Here is a 22,587-nt window from a genome sequence, read left to right as displayed (position 1 = left end):
GCATCTGCCGCAGACCTGCTCGATTTTACTTTTTGATGGAACGTGTCCAGAAGCCGCCATGGAACTGTTTGGGCTCCACGGTAATAACAAATGCTTTGGGGTCCAGATCGAGAATTGTCTGGTAGAGCAGTTTCTGGTTTTTTCGTTTTGCCAGAATCTCCATCACAAGCCGATCCCCATCACGTCCACTGCCCACCCATGCAGTAACACCATATCCTTTATCTCGCAGAGCATTCGCGACGTTGTTGCCCATCTGGTTACAGATGACTTTAACGGTAACATAACCGAGCGCGATCTTCTCTTCAATCCACGCACCAAGCAACACCCCAAGTCCATAACCCACCGCGTACACAATCAGGGCCGAAGGCTGAGTCAGGTATTGGAGCACAAGATTCAGACCGAGTACGTAGATCACAATCTCACCCATGCTGATCAGTGCGGCGATGTATTTCTGTCCTTTGAGTGTCAGAATCATCCGGAGTGTATAAGCGGATACGTACACAATCTGGATCAAAAAGATAAATACCAATATTTTAAACAATCACAATCCCTCTTTCCTGGCCTTCGCAACGGAATTGGCCCTTTGCTGCATATACTCGACGATTTCGTTTCATCTATGCTTCCTGTATGTTCGCTCTATCTCCATCATTGGACGTTATGCCCTCATTCTAAACGGTTGAATGTAAATCCGTAGGCACTTTCTGCTCTCTGGCATGCCGGAACTGCAATTATAGAACCGTTTGTACCGATTATCAACCCGGCGGAGGTCCCAGGGGCGAAAATGGGAGTCTTTGAATATGCTGTATCATCATAAAGCCAAGCACGCTCGCACAGGATATCAGGTCAGAACCAGGATGGATGGGTCAAAACAAAAAGGGGGTACCGTCATGCAGTTATGGCAGGAGATGGAGCGGGAAGGCATGGAGGAACTCATTTTTTGCCATGATGCAAATAGTGGATTGAGGGCGGTCATTGCCATTCATAACACGGTCCTTGGACCTGCGCTCGGCGGATGCCGCTACTGGACGTATGCATCCGAGGAAGAAGCTGTTCGGGATGCTGTAAAGCTTGCCAAAGGCATGACGTACAAAAATGCAATCTCCGGATTGCCATATGGCGGCGGGAAAGTAGTCATATGGAATGTGCCTTTAGTGAAGAATACAAAACCGGATGAGGATGGTTGCGGATCTCAAAGTGTTGAGCAGGTCGCTGGAGATCTAGGGGTAGAGCAGCAAAAGGGCGCTGCGGCTGAACGGAAAGTCGCCGCTGATGAGGGTACGCATCCACAAGATAAAAGCCTGGATACGGACGTATCCAAGCGGGCGCAGCGCTTTCGTGCACTGGGTCGTTGTCTGGAGCGGCTGAACGGGCGATACGTGACTGGTCTTGATCTGGGTACCACGGCGACAGACATGGACCAGATCCGACTGGAGACCGCACATGTGACGGACACCACGGGTTCGCTTGGGGCGCAGGATGACTTCACTGCCGAGATGACCGCCTACGGCGTACACATCGGCATTGTGACCTCGCTGCGCCAGCAAGGCATTGAATCTTTGCAGGGCATTCCCGTTGCCGTCCAGGGACTGGGCAAGGTCGGGTATGCCCTGTGCCGTTACCTGCATGCAGCCGGGGCACGGCTCATTGTGGCAGACGTTGTACCGGAGCGTGTACAACGTGCCCTTGTGCAGTTCAGCGGCGCCATCTCGGCCGATCCGGCCCATATCCACGCCGCTGACTGCAAGGTCTTCGCCCCCTGTGCCCTAGGGGGCGTACTGACCCCGGCAACGGTGGAGGAGCTGCGCTGCTCCATCGTTGCCGGGGCGGCCAACAACCAGCTGAGTGAACGACAGCTGGTTGCAGGCCGCATGCAGGCGCGCGGCATCCTGTACGCGCCTGATTATGTGCTCAACGCAGGCGGAATCATCTCCACCGCCTACGAGCTGGAAGGCGAAGGGCCTGACCTGATCCGCCAAAAGGTGGCGGGGATTGCAGGCACGCTGAGCAAGGTATACGCAGACGCTGCGCAATCTGCGATCTCCACAGCCGATGCAGCCGATCGGCTTGCAGAATTCATCCTCCGCTCAGGCCATAAGAAATAGGGCATCCAACCCTGCTACCTATGTATATTCACACCGCCCACACATTCTTCGTCACTCTAATGTTCAAAGCTATAGCATATCTGGAACTCATTATAGCTTCACTGGATTTCGACATTTCGACGTACTGAAAGAGAGCCTCCACTGCTTTACTCCATTCTAATGAATCTCTTACACCCTATTTGCCCCTTTTAGCATGGATCTAATATCTAACGAATCTCAGACACGTTATTGTGCCTAGATTGGTTCTTTTTCAAGCTAAATAACTACTTTTCCGAAGGATAGCGTTCCTGAGGTTCGTTAGAATTTATATTTCAGATTTTGACCCTGAATAGGTTGTCTCAGGTTCGTTAGCGCTGCGGCGAAGGTTTCTTTGGGGGTAGCATCACCTTTCAAAAAGAGCTAACCTAGACGTAAGTGTCCCGGTTAGCTCTTTTTAGTTCTTCTTAGCACTCTTAACTCTTCTAGGCTCTTATCACTTCGTCCTTCTACTTTCTAATCCTTATCGCTTTGCCTCTTGCTCTGGCTCTTTATTCTTCATTCTTCGGTGTTTAATTCATGCTTCTCTGGTGCACTGTACTCTAATCTCTTACTTCTCTAGAACGTTGACCCTTTGGCTCATTTTTTTCCAATCGCTCTCTGTACGGATTACATTAAGTTTTCTTGTAAACCGTCCCTCTCAACGTAATCCACCCTCTTTTCTTTCCTTCTTTTACTACTTTACTTCAGTCCTTCTTTTACTCTTTTATTCTTCAGTTCTGCTGCAACTTCTCAAACTGCAACCGACCTCTTCTTCGCTGTCTTCTTCTCTCGAAACAGTAGCGTCCACAGCAACACATTCGCTACGATCAGTAGCGCACCATAGATCCATACGCCCCCTGACACCGAACGGAAAAAGACATGGACTCCCCATAACATGGCAAGCACAGGAAGGGCGGCGAATACATACCAACCATCACTTTGCTGCGCCATACTAAAGGATTGGGAGAACGGTGGCTTACGCAACAACAATTTGCCTGCCAGTGGGACAAGCGCCGTAGCTGTCAGCATAATAATTGCAATATCCGGCAGTATCCGTGATCCAAATGTCCAGGTAAACAAAATGGCATTTGCCAGAAATATAGGCAGGAACATGTTGCATAAGAATGCCTTTAGAGCGCCTTTATACAACGCGCTATCATTCGCCATCGGTGCAGCGCGAAAAGTCCAGAATGCCTTATATTGTCCTGAAAATTTCAGCATGACTACAACCGTTACAACCAGCATTAGTACGATATAAAAAGTGTATACAAACGAACTTTGCCTAAACTCCGCCCAGGTAGAAGACTGCAATTCGGTAAACCAAAATACATAAGGTAAAACAAATGATAAACCAAGCGATGGATACACCTTCAGCTTGAATTCCCGTTCATTACGCATCATGCTGGCTGACAGACGGAAGCAAGCCTGTTCCTCTCTGGAACGACTGACCACCTTGGAGATCAACCGATCCCATCTTCCACGTCTGCGTCCGGAGGACTGGCCCGAATGTGCCATTTTCTCCAAATACAATTCAAAGGAAGGCATAAGCTTCACATATACGATCATACTCACCACAGGAACCAAGACTGCCAGTGCTGTGAACGTATAGATCCACACATTCCCGCCCCCTGCAAATAACCATTCATATGCAGCCGCATACCATAATGGAGGTAACAGCAACTGCCACCAAGCCGGGGTAAATACCATACCAAAGTCAATAATACTGAACGAACGAATGACCAGCTGATAACCGATCGCAATCCCCACGGAAAGCAGAATTTGCACCATATTGATCATATCCTTCAGCTTCTCACCATCCAGAAACTTCATCATGAACAGATAGATCAGAGACGTTGTCACCAGAATCAGCATATTGATCAGAAGCAGTTCCACAAGGAAGATCAGAAAGAATCCGATTCCATGCGTTACTAACGCGGCAATTAGCGGTATACCGGTTAATGAACCTGTCAGTAATAGCAGGTATACGCCCGCATGGATGGCTCGGGCCATCCCCACCGTTCTTCCATTAACGGGCTTGGTCATAATAATATTACGATCCCGGATGTCCAGCAGCACAGAGGAAAAATCCGAGATCATGGACGTCATGATCATAAACATTAAGATGCCAAACACAAGTCCCATCTGAAGCATGAAATGCCCCGTATCCCAGACGATGAAGGGAACCATCATCAGTCCCATTAATCCATACAACCACAGGGATCGAAGAAACTGATTACCTTCCTTGCGCTCCTTTTTCCCTGAATTGTTGGATAAAATAGTAGGTACTCTGCGTTGATCCATCTGGAACTTCACTCGCAAGATCAGGCGCAGCACATCATAATCCGCCCCTGTTCTGGCGATGAGCGGACGAAAGCGATCCAGAATCTTGAGTGTGCGGAAGTCGGAGGATTCCTCCATATCAGTACACCTCCTGCACAATGGATACAAAACGCTCCGCAATGGCTTTATGTTCATTAAAGCCCGTCAATTGATTGAACACTTCTTCCAGCGTGCCTTCCATGGATTGCTGTTGGAGCTGCTTGAATGTACCGTCTGCCACTACGCGCCCTTCAGCAATCAGTACAATTCGACTGCTGATCTTCTCCACCACATCCATGATGTGTGACGAATAGAAGATGGTTGTGCCTTTGGCTGACAATTGTGACAAAATCTCTTTGACCACCATCACACTATTGGCATCCAATCCGCTGAGTGGTTCATCCAGGAACAACAGATCCGGGTCATGCAGCAGCGCAGAGATCAACAGCACTTTCTGACGCATACCTTTGGAAAAAGAGGCAATGCGGGAATGATATGATTTTTCCATTCCAAAACAATCCATCAATAGCTTGGCTTTGTAATCCGCATCCTCATAGGACATACCGTATAACTCTCCCGTAAAAGTCAGATACTCCGCAGGCGTTAATTGTTCGTACAATTCCGCCACCTCCGGAACATAGCCGATTCTGCGTTTATACTCTACATCGCCATCCGCAATATCTTTACCAAAGATTCGCACCGTGCCTACATATCCTTCAACCAGCCCGAGTAAAATCTTAACCGTCGTACTTTTGCCAGCCCCGTTTGGACCAATATATCCAATCATCTCACCGCGATTTACTTCCAGATCGATGCCGTTCAGCACATAACGTCCGTTGTATCTCATACGCAAGCTTTCAATGGATAGCACTTGTTGTTCACTCACTTCGTTATCCAGCTCCTGTCTCTATCTTTTTCTACAATTATACTAGTTTACCACAGATTAGGATGGTAATGATCAGAAATAGGTCACGGTATGAGCCATCATCTGGATATCCCTTTCGAGTAAAAGCAACACGTAACATGCGTGAATACATCACAAAGCCCCTATCCCACCTTATGGTAAGAGACAAGGGCTTCCACTTTATGTTGAATCTTATTTTCTAATATCTAAAAGTCTTACTGCACCTTAACAATCTGAAAATGTTGATTCGTGCCGCCATTATCCGTCCACTGGATGGCCGCAGCCCCATCTGCCAAGGATTGACTGGAGATGTCCAAGACCTTGCCTGTACTGCGGTTCTTCAGTTTATAATAACCACCACCTACATGGACAAGCTGCCACTGTTGGCTGGCCCAACCGCCATCATTCCACTGTTCAATGACAGCCCCATCGGTCGTGGCACCATTCTCCACACCAATTAGCTTGCCACTGGAACGGTTGATGATTTTGACATAACCGCCACCCGCATCGGTAATCTGCCACTGTTGACTTGTCATCCCCCCATCTGCTCGCTGCTCCAGATCAGCACCGTTGGCGGAAGAACCCCCAATGACATTTAGCAATTTGTTACTCTTACGGCTAATCAGCTGATATGAAACATTCGGGTCCCAGACATCCGGTGTACTCACTCCGGTCACAGTCCCTGTTGCTGTATCAATCGTAATACTGCTGGCCCAGTTCATCGCCAGACTAGTTGCGCTAGGGAACGATAGGGGCAGCCAAACATACTTGGAATCCTGCACCGGTCCGCTCCATGCACCAGCCCAGCGATCACCCATGTAGAGATAGGATGTGGTCTGTGAACCTTCTACTGGAACAACATAGGTGGATTGAGAACCATACGTTGTGCTGTCTCCAAAATTGCTTAGACCGCTCCATGTGCCTGTAATGCTGGAGGCTGTCGCATATTTGGCCTGATTTGGATTCCAGCCGGTCGCACCCGAGGTGATCAGGAAGTAGACGCCGTCTTTTTTGAATAGGGCTGGTGCTTCACGATATTGTCCAGGCCACAGCGTTGTGACTAGGGATTCCACACCCAGAAAATCCGGGGTCAGCTTATATATATTCAGATCAGCATTCACTCGGGTCGCAGAGATCAGATAAGCGGTTCCGTTATCGTTGTATACCGTCATGTCTCTGGAATCATACCCAAGTGGACGATAACTGCCCACATATGTGTAATTGCCATCCACCGTATTCGAAGTAGCTACCGCCACTCGGGCCTCGCCATAATCCAGACCATTCTCCTTGTGCATCCACAGCACATATTTGCCAGTAGCACTGTTGTAGATGACCTTTGGGCGTTCAATGTTAGAGATATTTAGCTCGGCTGCCGAGCTGCTGGTCAGCACATCATTGCGATACTCCCAGCTCTTCAGATCCGATGAACGATACACCGATACCGCCTTGAACGTTCCATTCGTATTGCGGTTCTCTCCAAACCAGTAATAATACCCATTTGCCTTAATCATCCCGCCACCATGAGCATGAACGACATTGCCATTGGTATCCTTGAACTGTATCCCGTTCGTTACACTAAGTGGAGCAGCTGAAGCATTCGGTCCGGGTGCAAGCAGCATACCTATGGATTGCAGCGCCAAAACCAAAGCAAGCAGATAACTTAAGCGGCGGGTAAAGCGACGTGAATGTGTATTCTTTTTCAACCATCCATCGTTCATAGCCATATCGTAATGCACCTCCATGTTTTTTATGAAGCGCTTACATAAAATTAAAATCGATATGTCTCATCTGCCTCCGATCGATGATGCATTTCAGCATTAGAATTCCTGGCAATACTGGCTGGGCGTTCACCTCCCTGATTCCGATTGTATCCGCCACGTTCCTGCTCGAATAGTGAACAATCCGGCGGAAGATGTACAATTTTATACTCCGCTCTCTCGATCAACAACAAAAAGACGCTTCCCCCGAAGCGTCCTCTGCTATACCTGCCCTGCCCCTCCATGATGTAACGATCTCTAGCTGTGTGCGGCTGTTCATAGGCAGGTTTTTATATGATGTTTTATCGGCGTATATACTCGCCCTTATTGCTTAATCTTGGTCGTCAAAATCCTGGTCAAACGATAACACTTTACCTGTGTTGGCATCGATATCTACATCTGCTTCACCTTGAGCAGTTCTCAGCTCGATCTCATACACATAGCGACCATCATCATGATCCAGCTCGACTTTGGTTACTTTACCACCCGTAACTTGTTTCAACGCAATGTTTGAAGCCTGGGATGCCGTCAATTTGACCTGCTTGGAAGTAGAGTTATTAGATGTGTTGCTTGTTACAGTACCTTTATAATCGTCGTCATCATCGTAGTCTTCATCATTCACGACCGCAAGGATTTTGCCTGTATAAGCATCCAGACGAACGACAACATCATTGGTTCCTTTTCTGTCGATCTCAACTTCATAGAACGTTTGGCCGTTTCTACGCTCCAGATCCACGTCATCCACTTTACCATCGGCTGCTTTTAACGCCAACGCTTTCGCTTGGGATGCATTCAGCATTTTACCTGTGCTGTTCTGATTCTGTGTTGCAGATTGTGTTGTTGACGTTGGTGTAGTTTGCACCGATTGTCCGTTCACATTCCCGCTAGCCGCTACGGCCGATCCACCAAGTAATACTGCTGCTGACAAGCTACCAATCCAAAGTTTATGTTTGTTCATCATCATCATTCATCTCCTCGTTGTTGTTGTTTCGTTCTCGTCTACATTTATAGAATAACCTGCAGGAATGAGAGATCAGCGAGAGTTAGATTAGAATTTGATGAGAAAATGAAGAGAATGCTCATTTGATGAGTGTTCATTATGTATGTAATCTAAAAGAAATGAAAAAGATGACCCCTACATTAGGAATCATCTATCCAACAAGGTGTAACTCTATATTCAATGGATTCCTGTACAAATGTTAATCATCGTCCTCATCCCAAGTCACCGAACGAATTGCTCCTGAGATGGCATTCACTTGCACAATAGCCTCCCGGCCATCCTCCAAATCAATTTCAACCAGATAATATGGATTCCCGCTGTTGGTTCCACGCAGTTCGATGTCGTCCACTTCCCCCGGAACCTCCGCAAGTGCCTTCTGTTTGGCTTGTCTCTCGCTCAGAAACTGAGGTTTGGGATCATCCTTGGTTGGTTCAGTTGTCGGGGCTGCTATTGTTTTGGAAGCTATCGTCTCTCCCGTGTATGGATCAATCGTGAGTTCTTCACGACTGTTATCCTTTGCCTTCACGACCGCGGTGTATACCGGACTGCCTTGCTGCTCCACAAGTTCAAGCGAGACCAATTGGTTATCTGTCTGTTGTTTTAACAACGCCGTCTTGATCTGCTCGCGGCTCCATAGCGTCTTCTCTTCCGCTTGCGGGTTCGACTCTAGCCGTTTAATGGAATTCACAGCAGCTGTAACGGCATCCACTTGCACATCATATAGGCCGGTCTCCGAACGGAGCTGCATGATATACGTCCCGTCCTTCAACGTGGAATTCACAATCTCACCTGGATATTGATCAAGCACCGATTGTGCTGCCGCATCTGCCGTAAGTACCGCACCAGTCGATTGCCAAGGCTTCCACCACACCACAACTGCCACAATCAGCACAACGAGAAGCCCTGCACCCCACCAGAGTGACCTTCGCGATTTCGCCCATCCAATGTTCCCTTGTTCATGCCGTTTCATCTCCGGTGGTCGCTGCTCATGCTCTGTCATCACGTTTCCCCCTATGCACTCTCTTATCATCCCCAGTTGATCTGATGCTTATCAGTATATAAGAGAAGAATGAGAATTTCATGAGAGCGGCCCGTTCTGAACCGATAAAGGCAAAATAATTGAAGCCTCGGTGCCTTCACCCTCGGTGCTGGTCAGTTCGATCCGTGCTCCAACTGCTCCTGCAAGCTCTTTGGCAAGTGACAATCCCAGACCTGAACCACTTGCACCTAAGCTACGTGTTCTGGCCGGATCAACCCGGTAGAATCGGTCAAATACCTTCTCCAGTTCGTCCTCCCGCATACCAATCCCGGTATCCACGATTCGAATACGGCACTCTTGTCCCTTGGCTTCCAGCCTGACTTCAATGGCATCTTCACTATACTTCCGGGCATTATCCAGCAAAATAAACAAAAGCTGCTTCAGCTTGCTCTCATCGCTGATCGCCCAGATTGAACCTGGATCTTCACAACGGACTTCACGGTGATAGGCTTCGCGAAACGCACGTGTTGAGTCTGTAGCCAGTCTCGTGATATCCACACGCTCCAACTGTACATTCCACTGCTCTGGCTGCTTCGCGAGCAGTAACAGTTGCTCGGTCATCTCTCGCATGCGAACCGATTCGGACAGAATCGCTTCTACCGCTTCATCAAATACCTCGGGCCGCTCTTTTCCTCGTCGCTGTAGCAGACTGGCATAACTCTCAATAATAGTCAGTGGTGTTTTGAGCTCATGAGATGCATCGGATACAAATCGCTCCTGTCGTTCAAAGTTGGATTCGAGCAGATCCATCATCCGGTTGAACGTCTGTCCCATTGTTTTCAGTTCATCCTTCGATCCTTCCTCCAATGGAAGACGCTTGAATTGGCCGCTGGACTGTATGTCAGTCATCGTGCGTGTCATCTGCTGAATCGGTCTGGTCATCCGGTTCGCCAGAATCCGACTGGAGATAATGGCTGGGATGAGAGCAACAATCGTGACCGCCACAAGCACAGTTCGAAGTACAGACAGACGATTCTCCGTCTCTGCAATGCTTTCGGTGACCTGTACATTCACCACCTCGCCATCAGGCCAGATGACCGGGACTGATACCCACACATAACCAATCTGCTCAACTTGGGTATACTCCGATTTCTTCTCACTTTCATACTTATAAGGTAGCTTGCTCAGCTGCTCGGAAGCTGCTGTTGTTGTCACCGGGGAACTGGTGCCATCTTCATTAACGATCCGAAGCATGCCGTTCACAGGCGCGTAGGCCCGTAACAAGTCATCCGGCGGAATGGAGCCGGCAGACTGACGCACTCCTTTGACAATAGACTCCGCTTCCGCTTCCACCCGATTAACCTCGTTATCAATCGACATTCGTTCAAACACGATGTAGACCGACAGGTTCACCGCGATTAACAGCACAGCAAATAATACAGACGAATATCCGTAGATTTTACTGCGCAGGCTCATAACTGTTCCTTCAGGACGTATCCTACGCCCCGTACGGTATGTATTAAGGGTGGTGTGAATCCGTTATCCACCTTTTTGCGCACATAACGGATGTACACATCCACCACATTAGTATCTCCATAATAATCGTATCCCCACACGGCCTGCACAATCTGATCACGACTGAGCACCTGACGTTGATTCTGAAGCAGATACACGAGCAGGTCGAACTCACGTGGAGTAAGCTCAATGGCCACACCATCTCGGGATACCTCTCGCGTTCCTTCATTTAGTTTCAACCCGGCAGCCGTCAACCAGCCCGCCTCAGCTTCACCCTTATGCCCAGAAGAGTCATTCCCCGTATCAGCAGGTGTAGACGAAGAGGCGGAAGAAACAACAGACGCCACTGCACTAAGCCGCAATGCAGCCCGAACTCTCGCAAGTAGCTCTTCAATCTGGAACGGTTTGGTGATGTAGTCATTGGCTCCAAGATCCAGGCCGGATACTTTGTCTTCTACAGAATCTTTGGCAGTGAGCATAATGATCGGGACCGTAGCATCTTTGGCCCGAACTCGCCGCAACACTTCAATTCCACTCAGACCAGGCAACATCACATCCAGCAGAATCAGATTCCACTGTCCTTCAGCATACTTCTCCAGTCCTTCTGTTCCACTACCAGCCTTGCCCACCTGATATCCCTCATACTGTAGTTCCAGTTCCAGCAGACGTGCTATTTTGGGCTCATCCTCTATGACCAGCACGGCTTCGTTCATGCAGCGCTCCCCCTCATCCCCATCATTTCATTCTCCCGTTATCTTACAATAACATCTACAATTTGCCCAAGGCATCTTCAACCGGATGCTCCCCGGCAATCAGATCAAAGGCCATTCGGTACGTCTTCTCTTCCTGCAAAGAAGCCACGATTACGCGGGCTACATCTTCACGTGGGATGCTTCCTGGCTCCAGATCGGTTCCAACTGCGATCTTACCTGTGCCCGGTTCATTCTTCAGACCACCTGGACGTATAATCGTGTAATTGAGATCACTTGCAAACAACACACGATCCGCATAATGTTTCACCACGTAATAAGGCTTAATGGACTCTGACCATTTCTCCCGTTGATCTGCGCCATACGCACTGACCAGAATATATCTGGAGATTCCTTGCTGCTCTGCGGCTTCCATCGTTTTCACCGCACCGTCGAGATCAATAAGCAGTGTTTTGTCCTGACCGGTAGATCCGCCAGAACCTGCCGTAAACACAATGGCATTATGATCCTTCATTGCCTCAGCCAAATCCTCTACACTATCCTCCAGGTCACCAATTACCACTTCGGCACCGAGTTCCTTCAGTGCATCCGCCTGCTCCGGTTTGCGGATCATAGCCGTTACTTTATGTTTGCCTTCCTGTGCCAGCTGCTCCACCACAAACTTACCGATTTGTCCATTTGCTCCTATAACTAAAACGTTCATACGTCATTCTCCTCTCAGTTGAACGGATGGCTTGTTGTTGCTCCCCGTTCCTTTTATTTAAAGATACTCATCCTATAATTTAAACGAAAGCCGGCGCTTCTAAGCGCCGGCTTCATGTCCATGCCCGTTCAGTACCTCTATGAAATGTGAAGGATTCCATCGTTCCATTAATATGCCATATCCCCTAGGTACTTTATACGCGACCTCACATCGACCACTTCTGCCGCACCTTTTTTCATCTGAATATCTGTTATTCTTTGTAATCGTGACAACCAAAAAGGACGCCCAAAAGGGCGCCCTTGAATGGCATTAAGATTAGTAAGCCAGTGCGAACAAACCGTGAATGTGAGCCAAGTAACGGATGTTACTTGCTTCTTTCATCATGGTTGCAGGCAGACCTTTCAGACGAGTCTGGTTGCCACCGATCATGCCGACAGCATCTTTACGACCCAGACTTCCCAGCGTACCGGAGAATACTGGTGTGAAGGATTCCATTGCGCCACCTTTGAACATAACGCCCAAGTTGTGACCAATAGTCTCACCCATTTGCCAAGCCAATTGTGCTGTTGGAGGGTAAGGGCGAGCGCCTTCGCTAGGGAAGACCACTGCGCTGTCACCAGCAACAAACACGTCTTTGTGAGAAGTAGATTGCAGAACTTCCGTAACTTTCGCACGGCCACGATCCACTTCAATTCCGCTGTTAGCAACAACAGCGTTGCCTTGTACGCCACCTGTCCATACGAGTGTGTTCGTAGGGATGGAGCTGCCGTCTTTCAGCAGAACTTCGTTTTCTTTCATCTCGGTAATCGCTACGCCAACGATGAAGTTAACGCCACGTTTCTCAAGACTTGATTTAGCACGTTCAACCAGCTCTGGCGGGAATCCTGCCAGGATGGAAGGACCTGCTTCAACTGTGTACAGGGATACTTCTTTGAAGTCGATGCCTTTTTCTTGACATACTGCAGGAAGCAGGTCAGCGAATTCGCCAACAAGCTCAATACCTGTCAAGCCGCCGCCACCAATAACAAACGTAGCGTCTGCTTTGTTGCCGGACTGTTTGTAAGCATCAAGACGTGCTTCAACGTGTGCACGAATACGGTTTGCATCGCTAACCGATTTGAGCGTGAAGCTGTACTCTTGCAATCCCGGAATTCCGAAGAATGCCGTTTCGCTGCCCAAGGCAACGACAAGTGCATCGTAAGAGTATGTGGAGCCGCTGGTCATCAGAACTTTTTTCTCGTCCGGCTTGATTGTATCCACCGTATCGATTTTCAAGTTCACGTTTTTGCCACGCAGCAATTTTTCGAGTGGAAGAGCAACTGCTTGTTCAGCAATGCTTCCCGCTGCAAGACGGTGCAGTTCCGTGATAATTTGGTGTGTAGGGTAACGGTTCACGACAGTAATTGTCGCTTCTTCCGGAGACAAGTATTGACGCGCAGTCAATGCAGTCAACAGACCGCCGTAACCTCCACCCAAGATCAAAATTTGCTTCGACATATCCATCCTCCGTTCTTCTAAGTCTTAACGTTTCGGTTGTTGACGCTCGTTCAAGATGCTCAAGAAAGATTGAGCAAAACGAAGCGATTGTTGTACGTTTGGATCTTTAAGCATTTTCAGCATAGCGAACAAGCCAACTGAAGTTTGCTCTGTTTGCGCACGGTCATTGGCTTCGATGGCAGCAGAAGCTACACCTTTAGCTTTGTCTACAACAGGCTTAGCGAACTCGCCCATTGCGCTCATTGTGTCGCTGATCAGAACTTTGTCTGTTGCTACACTTTGTGCAAAGTCATAAGCTTTTGTCATAGCAGTAACCATTTCAGCCAATTTAGGCAGGTTCTCCACCAGAACGGTTAAAGACTCCTGTACCTCAGGCTTCATCAGTTGATCCAGAACGTCCAAGGACTGGCGCTCGGAAACGTTGGCACCTTCTGTAACTGGCACCTCTTGTTGAGTAGGCGATTGTGACATAAGAGAAAGTCCTCCTTTACTTTGGGATAGAAGTCCGCGACTTTCATGATGCCTGTCAAGCAGAGCCGAACCACAAAATACATCGAATACATTTAAATGTACCAAATTTCACACAATAGGATGAGCGTAGCTCATGGCCACTCCCATATCATGCATTGTATCTTGGATCTATTGCGGACAACATGTGTTGACGCACAAAACGACAAGCAGGCCGAAACCGAACTCTATACCCTTATATTACACCTCTTACACATGAACATGAAAAAGAAATTTTTTACACTTGTGAAGATATTGTGAACATTGTAACAAAATCGATTTTTTTGTCAACCCATTCAGGCAAGCTAACGCCGCCGATCCTCCTGTCCAAGATCCGTATTCCTACCACATGTGGTATTAAGACAAGATCACATATGACCAGATGTGCGATATGTACACAAGGAAGGATTCGTTTATCCAAATGTTCAGGAATTGTTTTCCAATATCACAATTTTCATGCAACGAAATTGGTCACTGTCGTTATTATGCAGCGTTGGGCTCAGCCTTATTCCATCATTGAGACATCTTTTCTATTTCAAGTATGAACCTCTTGCGTCACGAATGCAAAAAAAGACAGAAAGAAGGCCTGACGAATCGTCATACCTCCTGATATTTTGCTTTACTATACGCCCGATTGAATCATTCAGGTCATCCCATAACTATTCCTGGGGAATGCTGAGCCATTCCTTCAAGCAACGCTTTTATTACAACGACGGCGGCTCGCTCCAATTCCTCCACTTCCAGAAGTATCGAGATAGCCTGATCGGCATGAAGCTTCTCACTAGGCAGTCCTCCATCTGGAAAAGGAAATAGTTCCGCGAGTGTATTTAACTTTTGGGACATGTTTCGATATAACTCTTCTGTCTGAAGACAGAATGAAATCAAGCTGGAATAACAGGCAGTCGACCCCCACTGTAGAGAAATTTCTTTGAAAAACTCACTTGCATAACGTCTTGCATCCCACAAAACCGCAATGTTATAGGCGTGACCGTTCGGTTCTAACCGTCTATATTCTAGGGCTTCTCTCCAGACTGCATAGGCAGCCACACCACTGACTGTGTTCGGCAAGGAATACGGGTCCTCCCCACGATAATGAGCCAAAACAGCCGTCAGTGCCGCGTGCAAGTTCATTTCTCGTATCATGCCATCCGATTCCGCTGCCAGTACAAATACTTCCTGATTCACACCCCGGCCTACATGATCATAGGGAATTGTTCCTGATTTAATGAAATCGGTACCGTATAGGGTCCGGGCTGCGTCATCATAGCCATAGATCAACCCGAATTCGGGAATATTCAGGTCCCACACAACGGCCGGAATTCCCCGATGAATGGAGTAACGTATCAGGGAGAGGGCCTGAACAAGTCTTGGATTAAGCAACCTTTTCCCCTTCGCTTTCTCCTCTAGCATCGAAGGATCGACCAGATTGGCATTAAGTCCCGCTTCGCTCGCCAAAGCCTCAACCGCATGGGAACGATAACCCATATGTTGCAATCCTCTTGTAAGCACCTCTTTGAAGTTATAGGCGGTAGGTCCAGCGATATGTATGTCCTGAGGCAGGATGGTCAGACGAAAAGAAAGTCCACTCATCCCCATAACCATGGGAAGAGACGGAGATGGACCGATATAACCTAACATCTCGTGAATGGATGCTGCTGCCGAGTTCCAGGTTTGGGGAGCCCGAAACGAAAGGGGTTCCTCCAGAGTCACTCGATTTTGCCCGAGTGAATTCCACTCTGCCAGCATTTCTTCTACAGATAAATGAATATGAAGCTGAGACACTTTTTTACGTGAACGGGACAGAATTTGATACACATTGGCAATTGTCAGGTTGAATTTGTAGGCCATTTCTTGCGGTGACAGCTGCTCCATCCAATATGATGTGAAGACCTGTTGTTCTCTTTCATTCAGACAACCCAACAGTCTGTGGAGATTGTTCCTCATTTCCTGCTGAGCAACAGCTTGATACGGATCATAGTCTGTCTCGAACGAAGAAAAATGTTGTTCCCTCTGCTGCTTTTGGCGCTGCATATGTGAGTACGCCTGATTACGTATAATACGCTGCATCCAGGCCATAAAACGCTCAGCATTCTGAAGCTGTCCCATATGAATGAACGCACGAATAAGCCCATCCTGTAAAATGTCTTCTGCGAGATAAGAATCATACGTAAGTGCTCGCACATAACGAAACAATTGCCCACGGTGACGGTGAATCAACTCTCCAAAAGCCTCTGTATCCCCCGTTTGGGCTCGTTGGATAAGCGTGATATCCGGCTCATTTTGCCGATCCTCTAATATCTCATCTTCCCATGGCCTGATATGGCGATCATTAGTTAATCCATCCATGTATATCTCCCTTCCTTATAACGCCGCTCCACTTTCATTACTCCATCTTCAAAATAGAAGCTTCGATCATGGCTTCCGTCTCCGCGAGTGCCACCATGATTGTCGCAGCAGCCTCCCAGTTCCGAGAGACAAGACGGGATTGGCATTCCCCGAATTGGCGGGATTGTGCGTATTTCAAAGCAGATAGGTCAGGATGGATTGTTTTAAAAAACAAACCATAATCATGGGCACGACGCGCGCCTACTGGCAGAGCAAAATACACATAATGAGCCCACTCATTATCATCGATTGCTCCAGCACGAACCTGTTCCGCCTTATGCAGAATGGCTGAAGCTCCGGTTCGTCCTTCCTGTGCAGCAATATCATGGGTCTGTTCTGTAAGGGTTGATTTGAACCAAGTAAAAGCCCGGCGGTTAATCTCCTCCAGATCAGGATGTTCAATGCGTTCAGGACTCCACCATCGTCGATACACACCGCTACTCCATGGGAATTCAGACTTCCATGCTTCCTCAAGTTTATCCAGTGTCAGGAAGACATTGGGGAATCCGGCTGGGTCATGCAGGCATATTTCATCGCCCTCCATGCTCAACGCCACTACATAATGATCGCAACCACCCAGGTTGGGAGAGTTGGGATTGTAGACGAGTTTGCCCATATCCAGCGGACCCATCATGACAGGACCCTGCTTCAAAGCCTCTCTTAGCTCATCTACAGGCATCTCTGTACCCCGTGCTTGCACACTTTCGCGCACACTAAATCCCAGAATGCTCATCGCCTTGCTGATAGCCAGATCAGGGCTAGATGTACAGTCATCAAAAAACAGAAGGTCTTCCTGCGTGCGGAAAGCTCCCAGGGAAAAGCCACCTATAGCTTCAAGGACACTCGGGTCAACCTTTTCTCCGATGGACGACAGCAGCATTGAAGCTGAATTGGCGTAACAATACGCACCATTTCCAATATAATTGCTCATATCATAACATCCTCACATTCCTTTAATGAAGCACGCGATTATGCAATGCCTATACTTATACTGACTCTTCGTACAGATCATTTCTGACAGAATATCCAGAACAATTTCTGCCTGCATCACAATAGCAACGTTTAGAATACGGACATCCCGGTTAATAAGGACTACACCAGAAACGAAGGAGATGTTCGATATGAGTAATTCAACTGGCGATAAAATCAAAGCAGGCGTAAACAAGGCCAAAGGCGAAGTGAAGGATCAGATCGGTAATGCAACCAATAACAGATCCCTTCAGGCTGAGGGTAAAAAAGACAAAGCCAAAGGTGCTGTACAGGATAAAATTGCCGACATTAAAAAAGATCATCACTAGATCCTTTTAATGTGAGGTCCAACAGCACGAAGATTTCGTGCAATAGATTATTTTAAAATAGCCTGACCGTCCGTGTTCGGATGAAATCCGAAAATGAGACGGAGGCGCAAAAAAGCCAAGGAAGGTGTTACTCAATACACCCTTCCCTGGCTTTTTTTGTGCATTTTATACTGCTGGAACTGCGTATCTTGCCATATCGATAATGAAACTGCGCGTTTCCCTTGTTGTATGGTATTCACGGCTGAACTGTCTGACCCATTCGGGATGTTCCTGATACCAACGGAAGGTTTTTTCCAATCCCTTTTCCAACGTGGTTTGTGGTAACCAACCCAATTCCGCTCGCAATCTGCCTGAATGTACGACCAGACTCGACCCTCTGGACTGGGTTGGTTCTTGCTCCCGGATCTCTACAGCAGCTACGGATCGATCCATTGGTTTCAATATCTCCCCTATTTCCTGCATGGTTGTTCCAAGCCCTGTCGATATGTTGTAGACCTGTCCGTCTTTGCCTTTCAGCATGATCTGTTCAATGGCCCGGAGGGCATCATCTACATACAAGAAATCACGCACTGCCGATCCCTGGATATCCAGAGGCAGTCCGTCCAACATCCGACCAAAATTTCGGGGAATAATACGGTCTGGCAACTGCCATGGACCATAGAGGTTGGTCAAACGAAAGAGTTTGACTGGAAGCTGGTAACATTGAGCATAGGAGTGAGCCAGCATTTCACACGCGACTTTGGACGCGGAATAAGGAGAGACGGGTGCATACGGATCTGATTCATGATAGACTCTGCCCCAATCGCCGCCATACACTTCAACGGATGAAGCCAGCAAGACTGGAATGTGATGTTCTGTAGCATATTGCAGGATAGACTGTGTGCTGAGTGTATTATTGCGAAAAACTTCCCCTGGCTGATGATACGAATAATCCACGTGTGGCATGGCCGCCAGATGGATTATGTAATCTGTTCCTGGAGGTAGATGAATCCGGTCCGATGCAAGGTCACAACAGATGAACGGCATCTCGTGCAGAGGAGAGATATGAACCAGCCTCTGACAATAATCATCCCGATCCAGAAGGGTAATTCGATGCCCCTTTTGCGCCAAATACTGTGAAAGATTAAATCCCACAAATCCAGAAGCCCCTGTAATCACAATGTTCACACACGATTCCCCCTTGCGATTTATACAACGAGTGCAATGAAGAGAGTATATGTACTGAGTATAACCTTAAAATGATACATTTTGTATCATTTTACAATTGTTTTTTGTTCGTCCTTGAGGTTATCGGGTAATTTATAGTGAGGTGATGTGAGATGAATGAACGGAAAAAGGACATAGAGACGTTATTCCTTCAGGATGACGGTGTAATTCCCAATCATCCGACCCTGCCTGTTCTTTTGTATAAGAATGTATGGGCTGAAGAGGCCCTTCACGCAGAATCGTTGCTGAACCGTAATGGATGGGGAAATAGCTGGTTGAATGGTGTGTTCAATTATCATCATTATCATAGTAATGCTCATGAGGCTCTTGCTGTGGTGAGTGGATTCGTGAAACTGATTTTAGGCGGAGAAAATGGTCAGAAAGTTTACCTTCAAACAGGCGACGTTGTCGTGCTTCCCGCTGGAACAGGGCATAAACGTCTGGAGTCCAGCACTGATTTTCGTATTGCCGGTGCTTATCCGGGCGGCATGAGTTACAACACACACACAGGTGAGGAAGACGATCGTGCCAAGGCTCTTCAGGAAATTCGAAAGGTTCCGATCCCGGTTACCGATCCGGTCTATGGACAGCACGGACCGCTACTAGAAATCTGGAATGGGAAGAAATCATAATACAAATGAAGATCATAAAGACGAGTGTTATTGGACAATGCACAAGCGAAGCTGGTTCAGTACTTAACGAGAAAAAATAGACTGTTCCCCGGACAAGTAGGAGTTACTCACCGATGGAACAGTCTATTTAAGTATTAAGTCTGAACAGCTGGTATCGGGAACTCTTCGTGATCATCTTACTATATGGGCAAGGAACTGCTCAAATCTTCCGTCTTATTTCAAACTTCGCGATCTCGTCGCTTGTTTTTCTATCCGTGCGTTTCAGCCTTAGTCCCTTTCAGCGCTCGGCAAGCCGAATACTGTAATACCTCATTGCAAGTGGCTTTCCATCCATTTCAAGTTGGCCTTGCAGCACCAGTTGTCGTAGACGGTACTCCACGAACGCATCACTTATATGCTGGCTACTTGTACCAATCACTTCACCCACAATACGAGCTGCTCGGATATACTTGCCTGGCTCCCAGTTCGGTGTCAGTTCCCTCACCTTCTGCATAATGTACTCGTCCAACGCATCTTCAGTTAAGCTCCGAATCACGCCATTCTCCATCATACGTAATAGCCCAGGCTGTACCGAAAGTTCCAGCCAATCCTGTTCCAGTTGGCGGCGTTCTCCCTTGGACAGCGGCTCTTGCTCAGAGCAGACGTGCCACATCGCCAGAAGCTTTTCCGAAAGAATCTCGCCTGTGTGGAGCACATCGTATTGAACGTCAGGTCTATCAAATAATTGCTTATATAAGCCACTCGTTTCGATAAGATATATGGGACTCTCGGTGTTCCGCAATAGATACATGGCATAGAGTAGTCCCGTCTTCTCCCGTGCATTATTCGCATACCAGATAATGATCGACGTCTTGGAATCAAAGGACTGTATTGTGGCGTTGAGCTCAAATAATGATTCCAGTTCATGCATGCCATATGCCTCACGGTCATTGAGACACATTCGTTCGGTCAGCCAGAGATGCCTGCGTTGCAAGTCTGCACGCCGGGTCAGATCACCTAACGGCCCTACCGCATAATTATCATCTATAGAAAAAAAACTCCGTTTTTCCTGATCAGGTAATGTACTCATTCCCATTTTCAGACTACTCAGAGGTGATTCTCCAAACGTAATATGAATTTCATTTGGCTTGTCGACCTCGGAGAGAGCTTGTTGTTCCAGACGCCCCAGATCAAAAGGGATATCCATATTCCGAAACAGTGACTGTACCGCTTCAGCAAAATCCACCTTTTCGCCTTGCTCTTCCTGCCGCTTGACCACGTGTGCTGATTTCATATAGAGCACACGCAGTACTGAACGAAGTTCATCTTCACTCATACGATTTATTGTTCGGCTGAATGCATAGATATTATCATTCATGCTGGGTCCTCCTTCGAGCTAACGAGATTACTGAAATCCTATATCTGCGTACTGATCATTTTTTATGAGGAAATCGATTTTCCACCGGGTTGATTCAGATCATGCAGATCTTCACCATCTGACGATGAACGGGTAAAATGTCGCTCCAGTTTGCGGCTTGCCCACAGGGATACCGCAATGAACAGCAATACACCTACCCAGCGTATTGGGTGCTCCAGAAATTGTTCCACATTGGAACCGATATACGTAACAGAGAAGATCATGATCGCTTTACCACAGCCCACCGCAAGCAGGAAAGATAATAATCGCATTCGCGCGATACCTGCCGCCACGTTGATAATGACAAACGGACCTACCGGGAAGATACTCAGCAAAAAAACATAACTGAATGCATTCCTTCGAATCCATACCATGCTGCGTTGCACACGAGGTTTGCGTGCCCATCGCTCTACAAAAGCGGATTTCCCAATCTCCCGTACGATCAGGAATGTAACGGTACAACCGAGCACCATGCCGATCCATGAATATATAAATCCTGCCCACAGACCGTATACCGCACCGTTTACGCCCACAATCAACAGCGTTGGAAGCGGTGGTACAAATGATTTCATAAACGTAAGCAAAATTCCCGGTAACGGGCCCAGGGAGCGAAACTTCTCCAGCCAGAAACGAATATTTTCTTCCGTAATATATGACATAATGTCCAATGCTGCCGGGGTCATCTGCATCCATCCAATCTATACAGTCTAAGTTCTCAGGTTTGATGTTCACTATACATCATTCATATGGATGATGAAGCTTCTTTAGCAACTCCCTCCCAGTATAACGTACATCTTCGATGAACACTGTTGTCAATTTGAAGAAATTATTGCACAGCAAACTCACTTCCCACCCAAATCAAAATTAAATCAAAAAAGCACACCTCGACCTCTGTGGTCTTGGTGTGCTCTTCATATCGAAACCCCAATCCATCTTCGGGGGCATTTATCCTTCTTCCAGCTGCGCTTCCTGCATGGCCAGTTCAATCAATTCTGCCTGATGTGCAGCATTCCATTCGGGAATACCGGAATGCATGAACTCTTCGGCATCCATCGCTGCTTTGGACTGGTTGCACAGATTACAGGCGCAGACACAGTTGAGCGGGGTGGTATGTCCACCTTTGGCACGCGGTAGCAGATGGTCAATCGTATCTCCATACGATCCACAGAAGTAACAGGTGTAGTGATCCCGAGTCAGAATATACCGCTTGAAATCCTTGTTGCTGAACAATCGGCGAATCGTGTACCGATTCACCACCACAGCGGCTTTTTCCTTCACTAGCGTGACCGCAAGCTCCATGTCCACTTCCTGATGCCAGCGTCTGCCCTTGTCCGTCTTCCCCCTCATCCGTACCATGCCTTGACGGTTGGTCCGGAGCGAAGCCGGATCTTCCGGGTCGATAGCTACCGGGGCCGACGGGGTCTGGCGGCGGGGACGGCCATCCGTGCCAGCCCCGTGACTACGGCTGGCGTGCGCGGGTCGCTGCCCGGATGCACCGCGGGCAGTGTCTTCGCCGTTCGCCTTGGGCGCACGCTCTTTGCGCGCCTGGCGCAGCTTGGACCCTGGCGAGCCCGGCTGGCGCACGGGCGCAGGAGGCCCTGCCTCCGCAGCAGCCCCCGGCGCTTGCCCGGGCTCGCGCCCGGTGGCGGCAGGCTGTGC

At 48.0% G+C, this 22,587-nt stretch carries 21 protein-coding genes; 3 read left to right on the top strand and 18 right to left on the bottom strand.

Annotated elements, in window-relative coordinates:
• Positions 1–25: 25 nt before the first annotated feature.
• Positions 26–541 (bottom strand): DUF2179 domain-containing protein, encoded by a 516-nt coding sequence (locus tag C170_RS04125; RefSeq protein ID WP_036606590.1) that lies wholly within the window; start codon positions 539–541, stop codon positions 26–28.
• A gap of 346 nt (positions 542–887) precedes the next feature.
• Here C170_RS04125 and C170_RS31565 point away from each other — a divergent pair, with 346 nt between their 5' ends.
• The gene (locus C170_RS31565; protein WP_036606702.1) at positions 888–2,102 is read left to right on the top strand and encodes a Leu/Phe/Val dehydrogenase; all 1,215 of its coding nucleotides are present in this window, start codon (positions 888–890) and stop codon (positions 2,100–2,102) included.
• Between the two features lie 768 nt (positions 2,103–2,870).
• Here the strand turns inward: C170_RS31565 and C170_RS04115 are convergent.
• The 13 genes from C170_RS04115 to C170_RS04055 all read right to left on the bottom strand — a co-directional run bounded on the left by C170_RS04115 (position 2,871) and on the right by C170_RS04055 (position 17,327).
• Positions 2,871–4,538, bottom strand: coding sequence for a hypothetical protein (locus tag C170_RS04115; RefSeq protein ID WP_036606588.1), 1,668 nt, complete (start codon positions 4,536–4,538; stop codon positions 2,871–2,873).
• 1 nt (position 4,539) lies between these two features.
• Positions 4,540–5,325, bottom strand: coding sequence for an ABC transporter ATP-binding protein (locus C170_RS04110; RefSeq protein WP_036606587.1), 786 nt, complete (start codon positions 5,323–5,325; stop codon positions 4,540–4,542).
• A gap of 233 nt (positions 5,326–5,558) precedes the next feature.
• Complete coding sequence (locus C170_RS04105) at positions 5,559–7,067, bottom strand: RICIN domain-containing protein (RefSeq protein WP_235200710.1); 1,509 nt, start codon at positions 7,065–7,067, stop codon at positions 5,559–5,561.
• Between the two features lie 44 nt (positions 7,068–7,111).
• Positions 7,112–7,291 (bottom strand): hypothetical protein, encoded by a 180-nt coding sequence (locus tag C170_RS04100; RefSeq protein ID WP_143781152.1) that lies wholly within the window; start codon positions 7,289–7,291, stop codon positions 7,112–7,114.
• Positions 7,292–7,431: 140 nt separating this feature from the next.
• A complete protein-coding gene (locus tag C170_RS04095; RefSeq protein WP_162158950.1) occupies positions 7,432–8,061 on the bottom strand; it encodes a PepSY domain-containing protein in 630 nt (209 codons plus the stop codon).
• A gap of 238 nt (positions 8,062–8,299) precedes the next feature.
• Positions 8,300–9,100 carry a PepSY domain-containing protein gene (locus tag C170_RS04090; protein ID WP_036606582.1) on the bottom strand — a complete coding sequence of 267 codons (801 nt, stop codon included), beginning with the start codon at positions 9,098–9,100 and terminating at the stop codon, positions 8,300–8,302.
• Positions 9,101–9,178: 78 nt separating this feature from the next.
• The gene (locus C170_RS04085; protein WP_036606580.1) at positions 9,179–10,555 is read right to left on the bottom strand and encodes a sensor histidine kinase; all 1,377 of its coding nucleotides are present in this window, start codon (positions 10,553–10,555) and stop codon (positions 9,179–9,181) included.
• Complete coding sequence (locus tag C170_RS04080) at positions 10,552–11,307, bottom strand: response regulator transcription factor (RefSeq protein ID WP_036606578.1); 756 nt, start codon at positions 11,305–11,307, stop codon at positions 10,552–10,554. The genes C170_RS04085 and C170_RS04080 overlap by 4 nt, the downstream gene beginning before the upstream one ends.
• 55 nt (positions 11,308–11,362) lie before the next feature.
• Positions 11,363–12,007, bottom strand: coding sequence for an SDR family oxidoreductase (locus tag C170_RS04075; protein ID WP_036606576.1), 645 nt, complete (start codon positions 12,005–12,007; stop codon positions 11,363–11,365).
• Between the two features lie 315 nt (positions 12,008–12,322).
• Positions 12,323–13,504, bottom strand: coding sequence for an NAD(P)/FAD-dependent oxidoreductase (locus C170_RS04070; protein WP_036606574.1), 1,182 nt, complete (start codon positions 13,502–13,504; stop codon positions 12,323–12,325).
• A gap of 24 nt (positions 13,505–13,528) precedes the next feature.
• Complete coding sequence (locus tag C170_RS04065) at positions 13,529–13,975, bottom strand: DUF1641 domain-containing protein (protein ID WP_017691658.1); 447 nt, start codon at positions 13,973–13,975, stop codon at positions 13,529–13,531.
• Between the two features lie 684 nt (positions 13,976–14,659).
• Positions 14,660–16,357 (bottom strand): RNA polymerase sigma factor, encoded by a 1,698-nt coding sequence (locus C170_RS04060; RefSeq protein WP_051447002.1) that lies wholly within the window; start codon positions 16,355–16,357, stop codon positions 14,660–14,662.
• Positions 16,358–16,394: 37 nt separating this feature from the next.
• Positions 16,395–17,327, bottom strand: coding sequence for a hypothetical protein (locus C170_RS04055; protein ID WP_051447001.1), 933 nt, complete (start codon positions 17,325–17,327; stop codon positions 16,395–16,397).
• A 190-nt stretch (positions 17,328–17,517) separates the two neighbouring features.
• Between C170_RS04055 and C170_RS30350 the strand changes: the two genes are divergently transcribed.
• The gene (locus C170_RS30350; protein ID WP_074092719.1) at positions 17,518–17,694 is read left to right on the top strand and encodes a CsbD family protein; all 177 of its coding nucleotides are present in this window, start codon (positions 17,518–17,520) and stop codon (positions 17,692–17,694) included.
• A gap of 165 nt (positions 17,695–17,859) precedes the next feature.
• Here the strand turns inward: C170_RS30350 and C170_RS04050 are convergent, their stop codons facing one another.
• On the bottom strand, positions 17,860–18,861 hold the full coding sequence (locus tag C170_RS04050) for an NAD-dependent epimerase/dehydratase family protein (protein WP_200868488.1): 1,002 nt from the start codon (positions 18,859–18,861) through the stop codon (positions 17,860–17,862).
• 152 nt (positions 18,862–19,013) lie between these two features.
• Here C170_RS04050 and C170_RS04045 point away from each other — a divergent pair, with 152 nt between their 5' ends.
• Positions 19,014–19,532 (top strand): cupin domain-containing protein, encoded by a 519-nt coding sequence (locus C170_RS04045; RefSeq protein WP_036606572.1) that lies wholly within the window; start codon positions 19,014–19,016, stop codon positions 19,530–19,532.
• A 277-nt stretch (positions 19,533–19,809) separates the two neighbouring features.
• Here C170_RS04045 and C170_RS29955 read toward each other — a convergent pair whose 3' ends face one another.
• The 3 genes from C170_RS29955 to C170_RS31255 form a co-directional block, all read right to left on the bottom strand.
• Positions 19,810–20,889 (bottom strand): DUF1835 domain-containing protein, encoded by a 1,080-nt coding sequence (locus C170_RS29955; RefSeq protein ID WP_051447000.1) that lies wholly within the window; start codon positions 20,887–20,889, stop codon positions 19,810–19,812.
• A gap of 62 nt (positions 20,890–20,951) precedes the next feature.
• A complete protein-coding gene (locus tag C170_RS04035) occupies positions 20,952–21,611 on the bottom strand; it encodes a TVP38/TMEM64 family protein (protein ID WP_081745839.1) in 660 nt (219 codons plus the stop codon).
• Positions 21,612–21,873: 262 nt separating this feature from the next.
• Positions 21,874–22,512, bottom strand: a complete 639-nt coding sequence (locus tag C170_RS31255; protein WP_442789447.1) for an HNH endonuclease — start codon at positions 22,510–22,512, stop codon at positions 21,874–21,876.
• Positions 22,513–22,587: the final 75 nt, after the last annotated feature.

The organism is Paenibacillus sp. FSL H7-689, assembly GCF_000517905.1.
Classification (GTDB): Bacteria; Bacillota; Bacilli; order Paenibacillales; family Paenibacillaceae; genus Paenibacillus; species Paenibacillus amylolyticus.
Note: the sequence above shows the minus strand (reverse complement) of the source record. Positions and strands in the feature narration are given on the sequence as shown.

Coding starts and splice junctions, on each gene's coding strand:
- C170_RS04090 (WP_036606582.1), bottom strand. CDS start 9,100: ATGACAGAGCATGAGCAGCGACCACCGGAGATGAAACGGCATGAACAA.
- C170_RS04115 (WP_036606588.1), bottom strand. CDS start 4,538: ATGGAGGAATCCTCCGACTTCCGCACACTCAAGATTCTGGATCGCTTT.
- C170_RS04075 (WP_036606576.1), bottom strand. CDS start 12,007: ATGAACGTTTTAGTTATAGGAGCAAATGGACAAATCGGTAAGTTTGTG.
- C170_RS31565 (WP_036606702.1), top strand. CDS start 888: ATGCAGTTATGGCAGGAGATGGAGCGGGAAGGCATGGAGGAACTCATT.
- C170_RS04055 (WP_051447001.1), bottom strand. CDS start 17,327: ATGAGCAATTATATTGGAAATGGTGCGTATTGTTACGCCAATTCAGCT.
- C170_RS04095 (WP_162158950.1), bottom strand. CDS start 8,061: ATGATGAACAAACATAAACTTTGGATTGGTAGCTTGTCAGCAGCAGTA.
- C170_RS04070 (WP_036606574.1), bottom strand. CDS start 13,504: ATGTCGAAGCAAATTTTGATCTTGGGTGGAGGTTACGGCGGTCTGTTG.
- C170_RS04080 (WP_036606578.1), bottom strand. CDS start 11,307: ATGAACGAAGCCGTGCTGGTCATAGAGGATGAGCCCAAAATAGCACGT.
- C170_RS04045 (WP_036606572.1), top strand. CDS start 19,014: ATGAATGAACGGAAAAAGGACATAGAGACGTTATTCCTTCAGGATGAC.
- C170_RS04065 (WP_017691658.1), bottom strand. CDS start 13,975: ATGTCACAATCGCCTACTCAACAAGAGGTGCCAGTTACAGAAGGTGCC.
- C170_RS04060 (WP_051447002.1), bottom strand. CDS start 16,357: ATGGATGGATTAACTAATGATCGCCATATCAGGCCATGGGAAGATGAG.
- C170_RS04035 (WP_081745839.1), bottom strand. CDS start 21,611: ATGACCCCGGCAGCATTGGACATTATGTCATATATTACGGAAGAAAAT.
- C170_RS04105 (WP_235200710.1), bottom strand. CDS start 7,067: ATGGCTATGAACGATGGATGGTTGAAAAAGAATACACATTCACGTCGC.
- C170_RS29955 (WP_051447000.1), bottom strand. CDS start 20,889: ATGAATGATAATATCTATGCATTCAGCCGAACAATAAATCGTATGAGT.
- C170_RS30350 (WP_074092719.1), top strand. CDS start 17,518: ATGAGTAATTCAACTGGCGATAAAATCAAAGCAGGCGTAAACAAGGCC.
- C170_RS04085 (WP_036606580.1), bottom strand. CDS start 10,555: ATGAGCCTGCGCAGTAAAATCTACGGATATTCGTCTGTATTATTTGCT.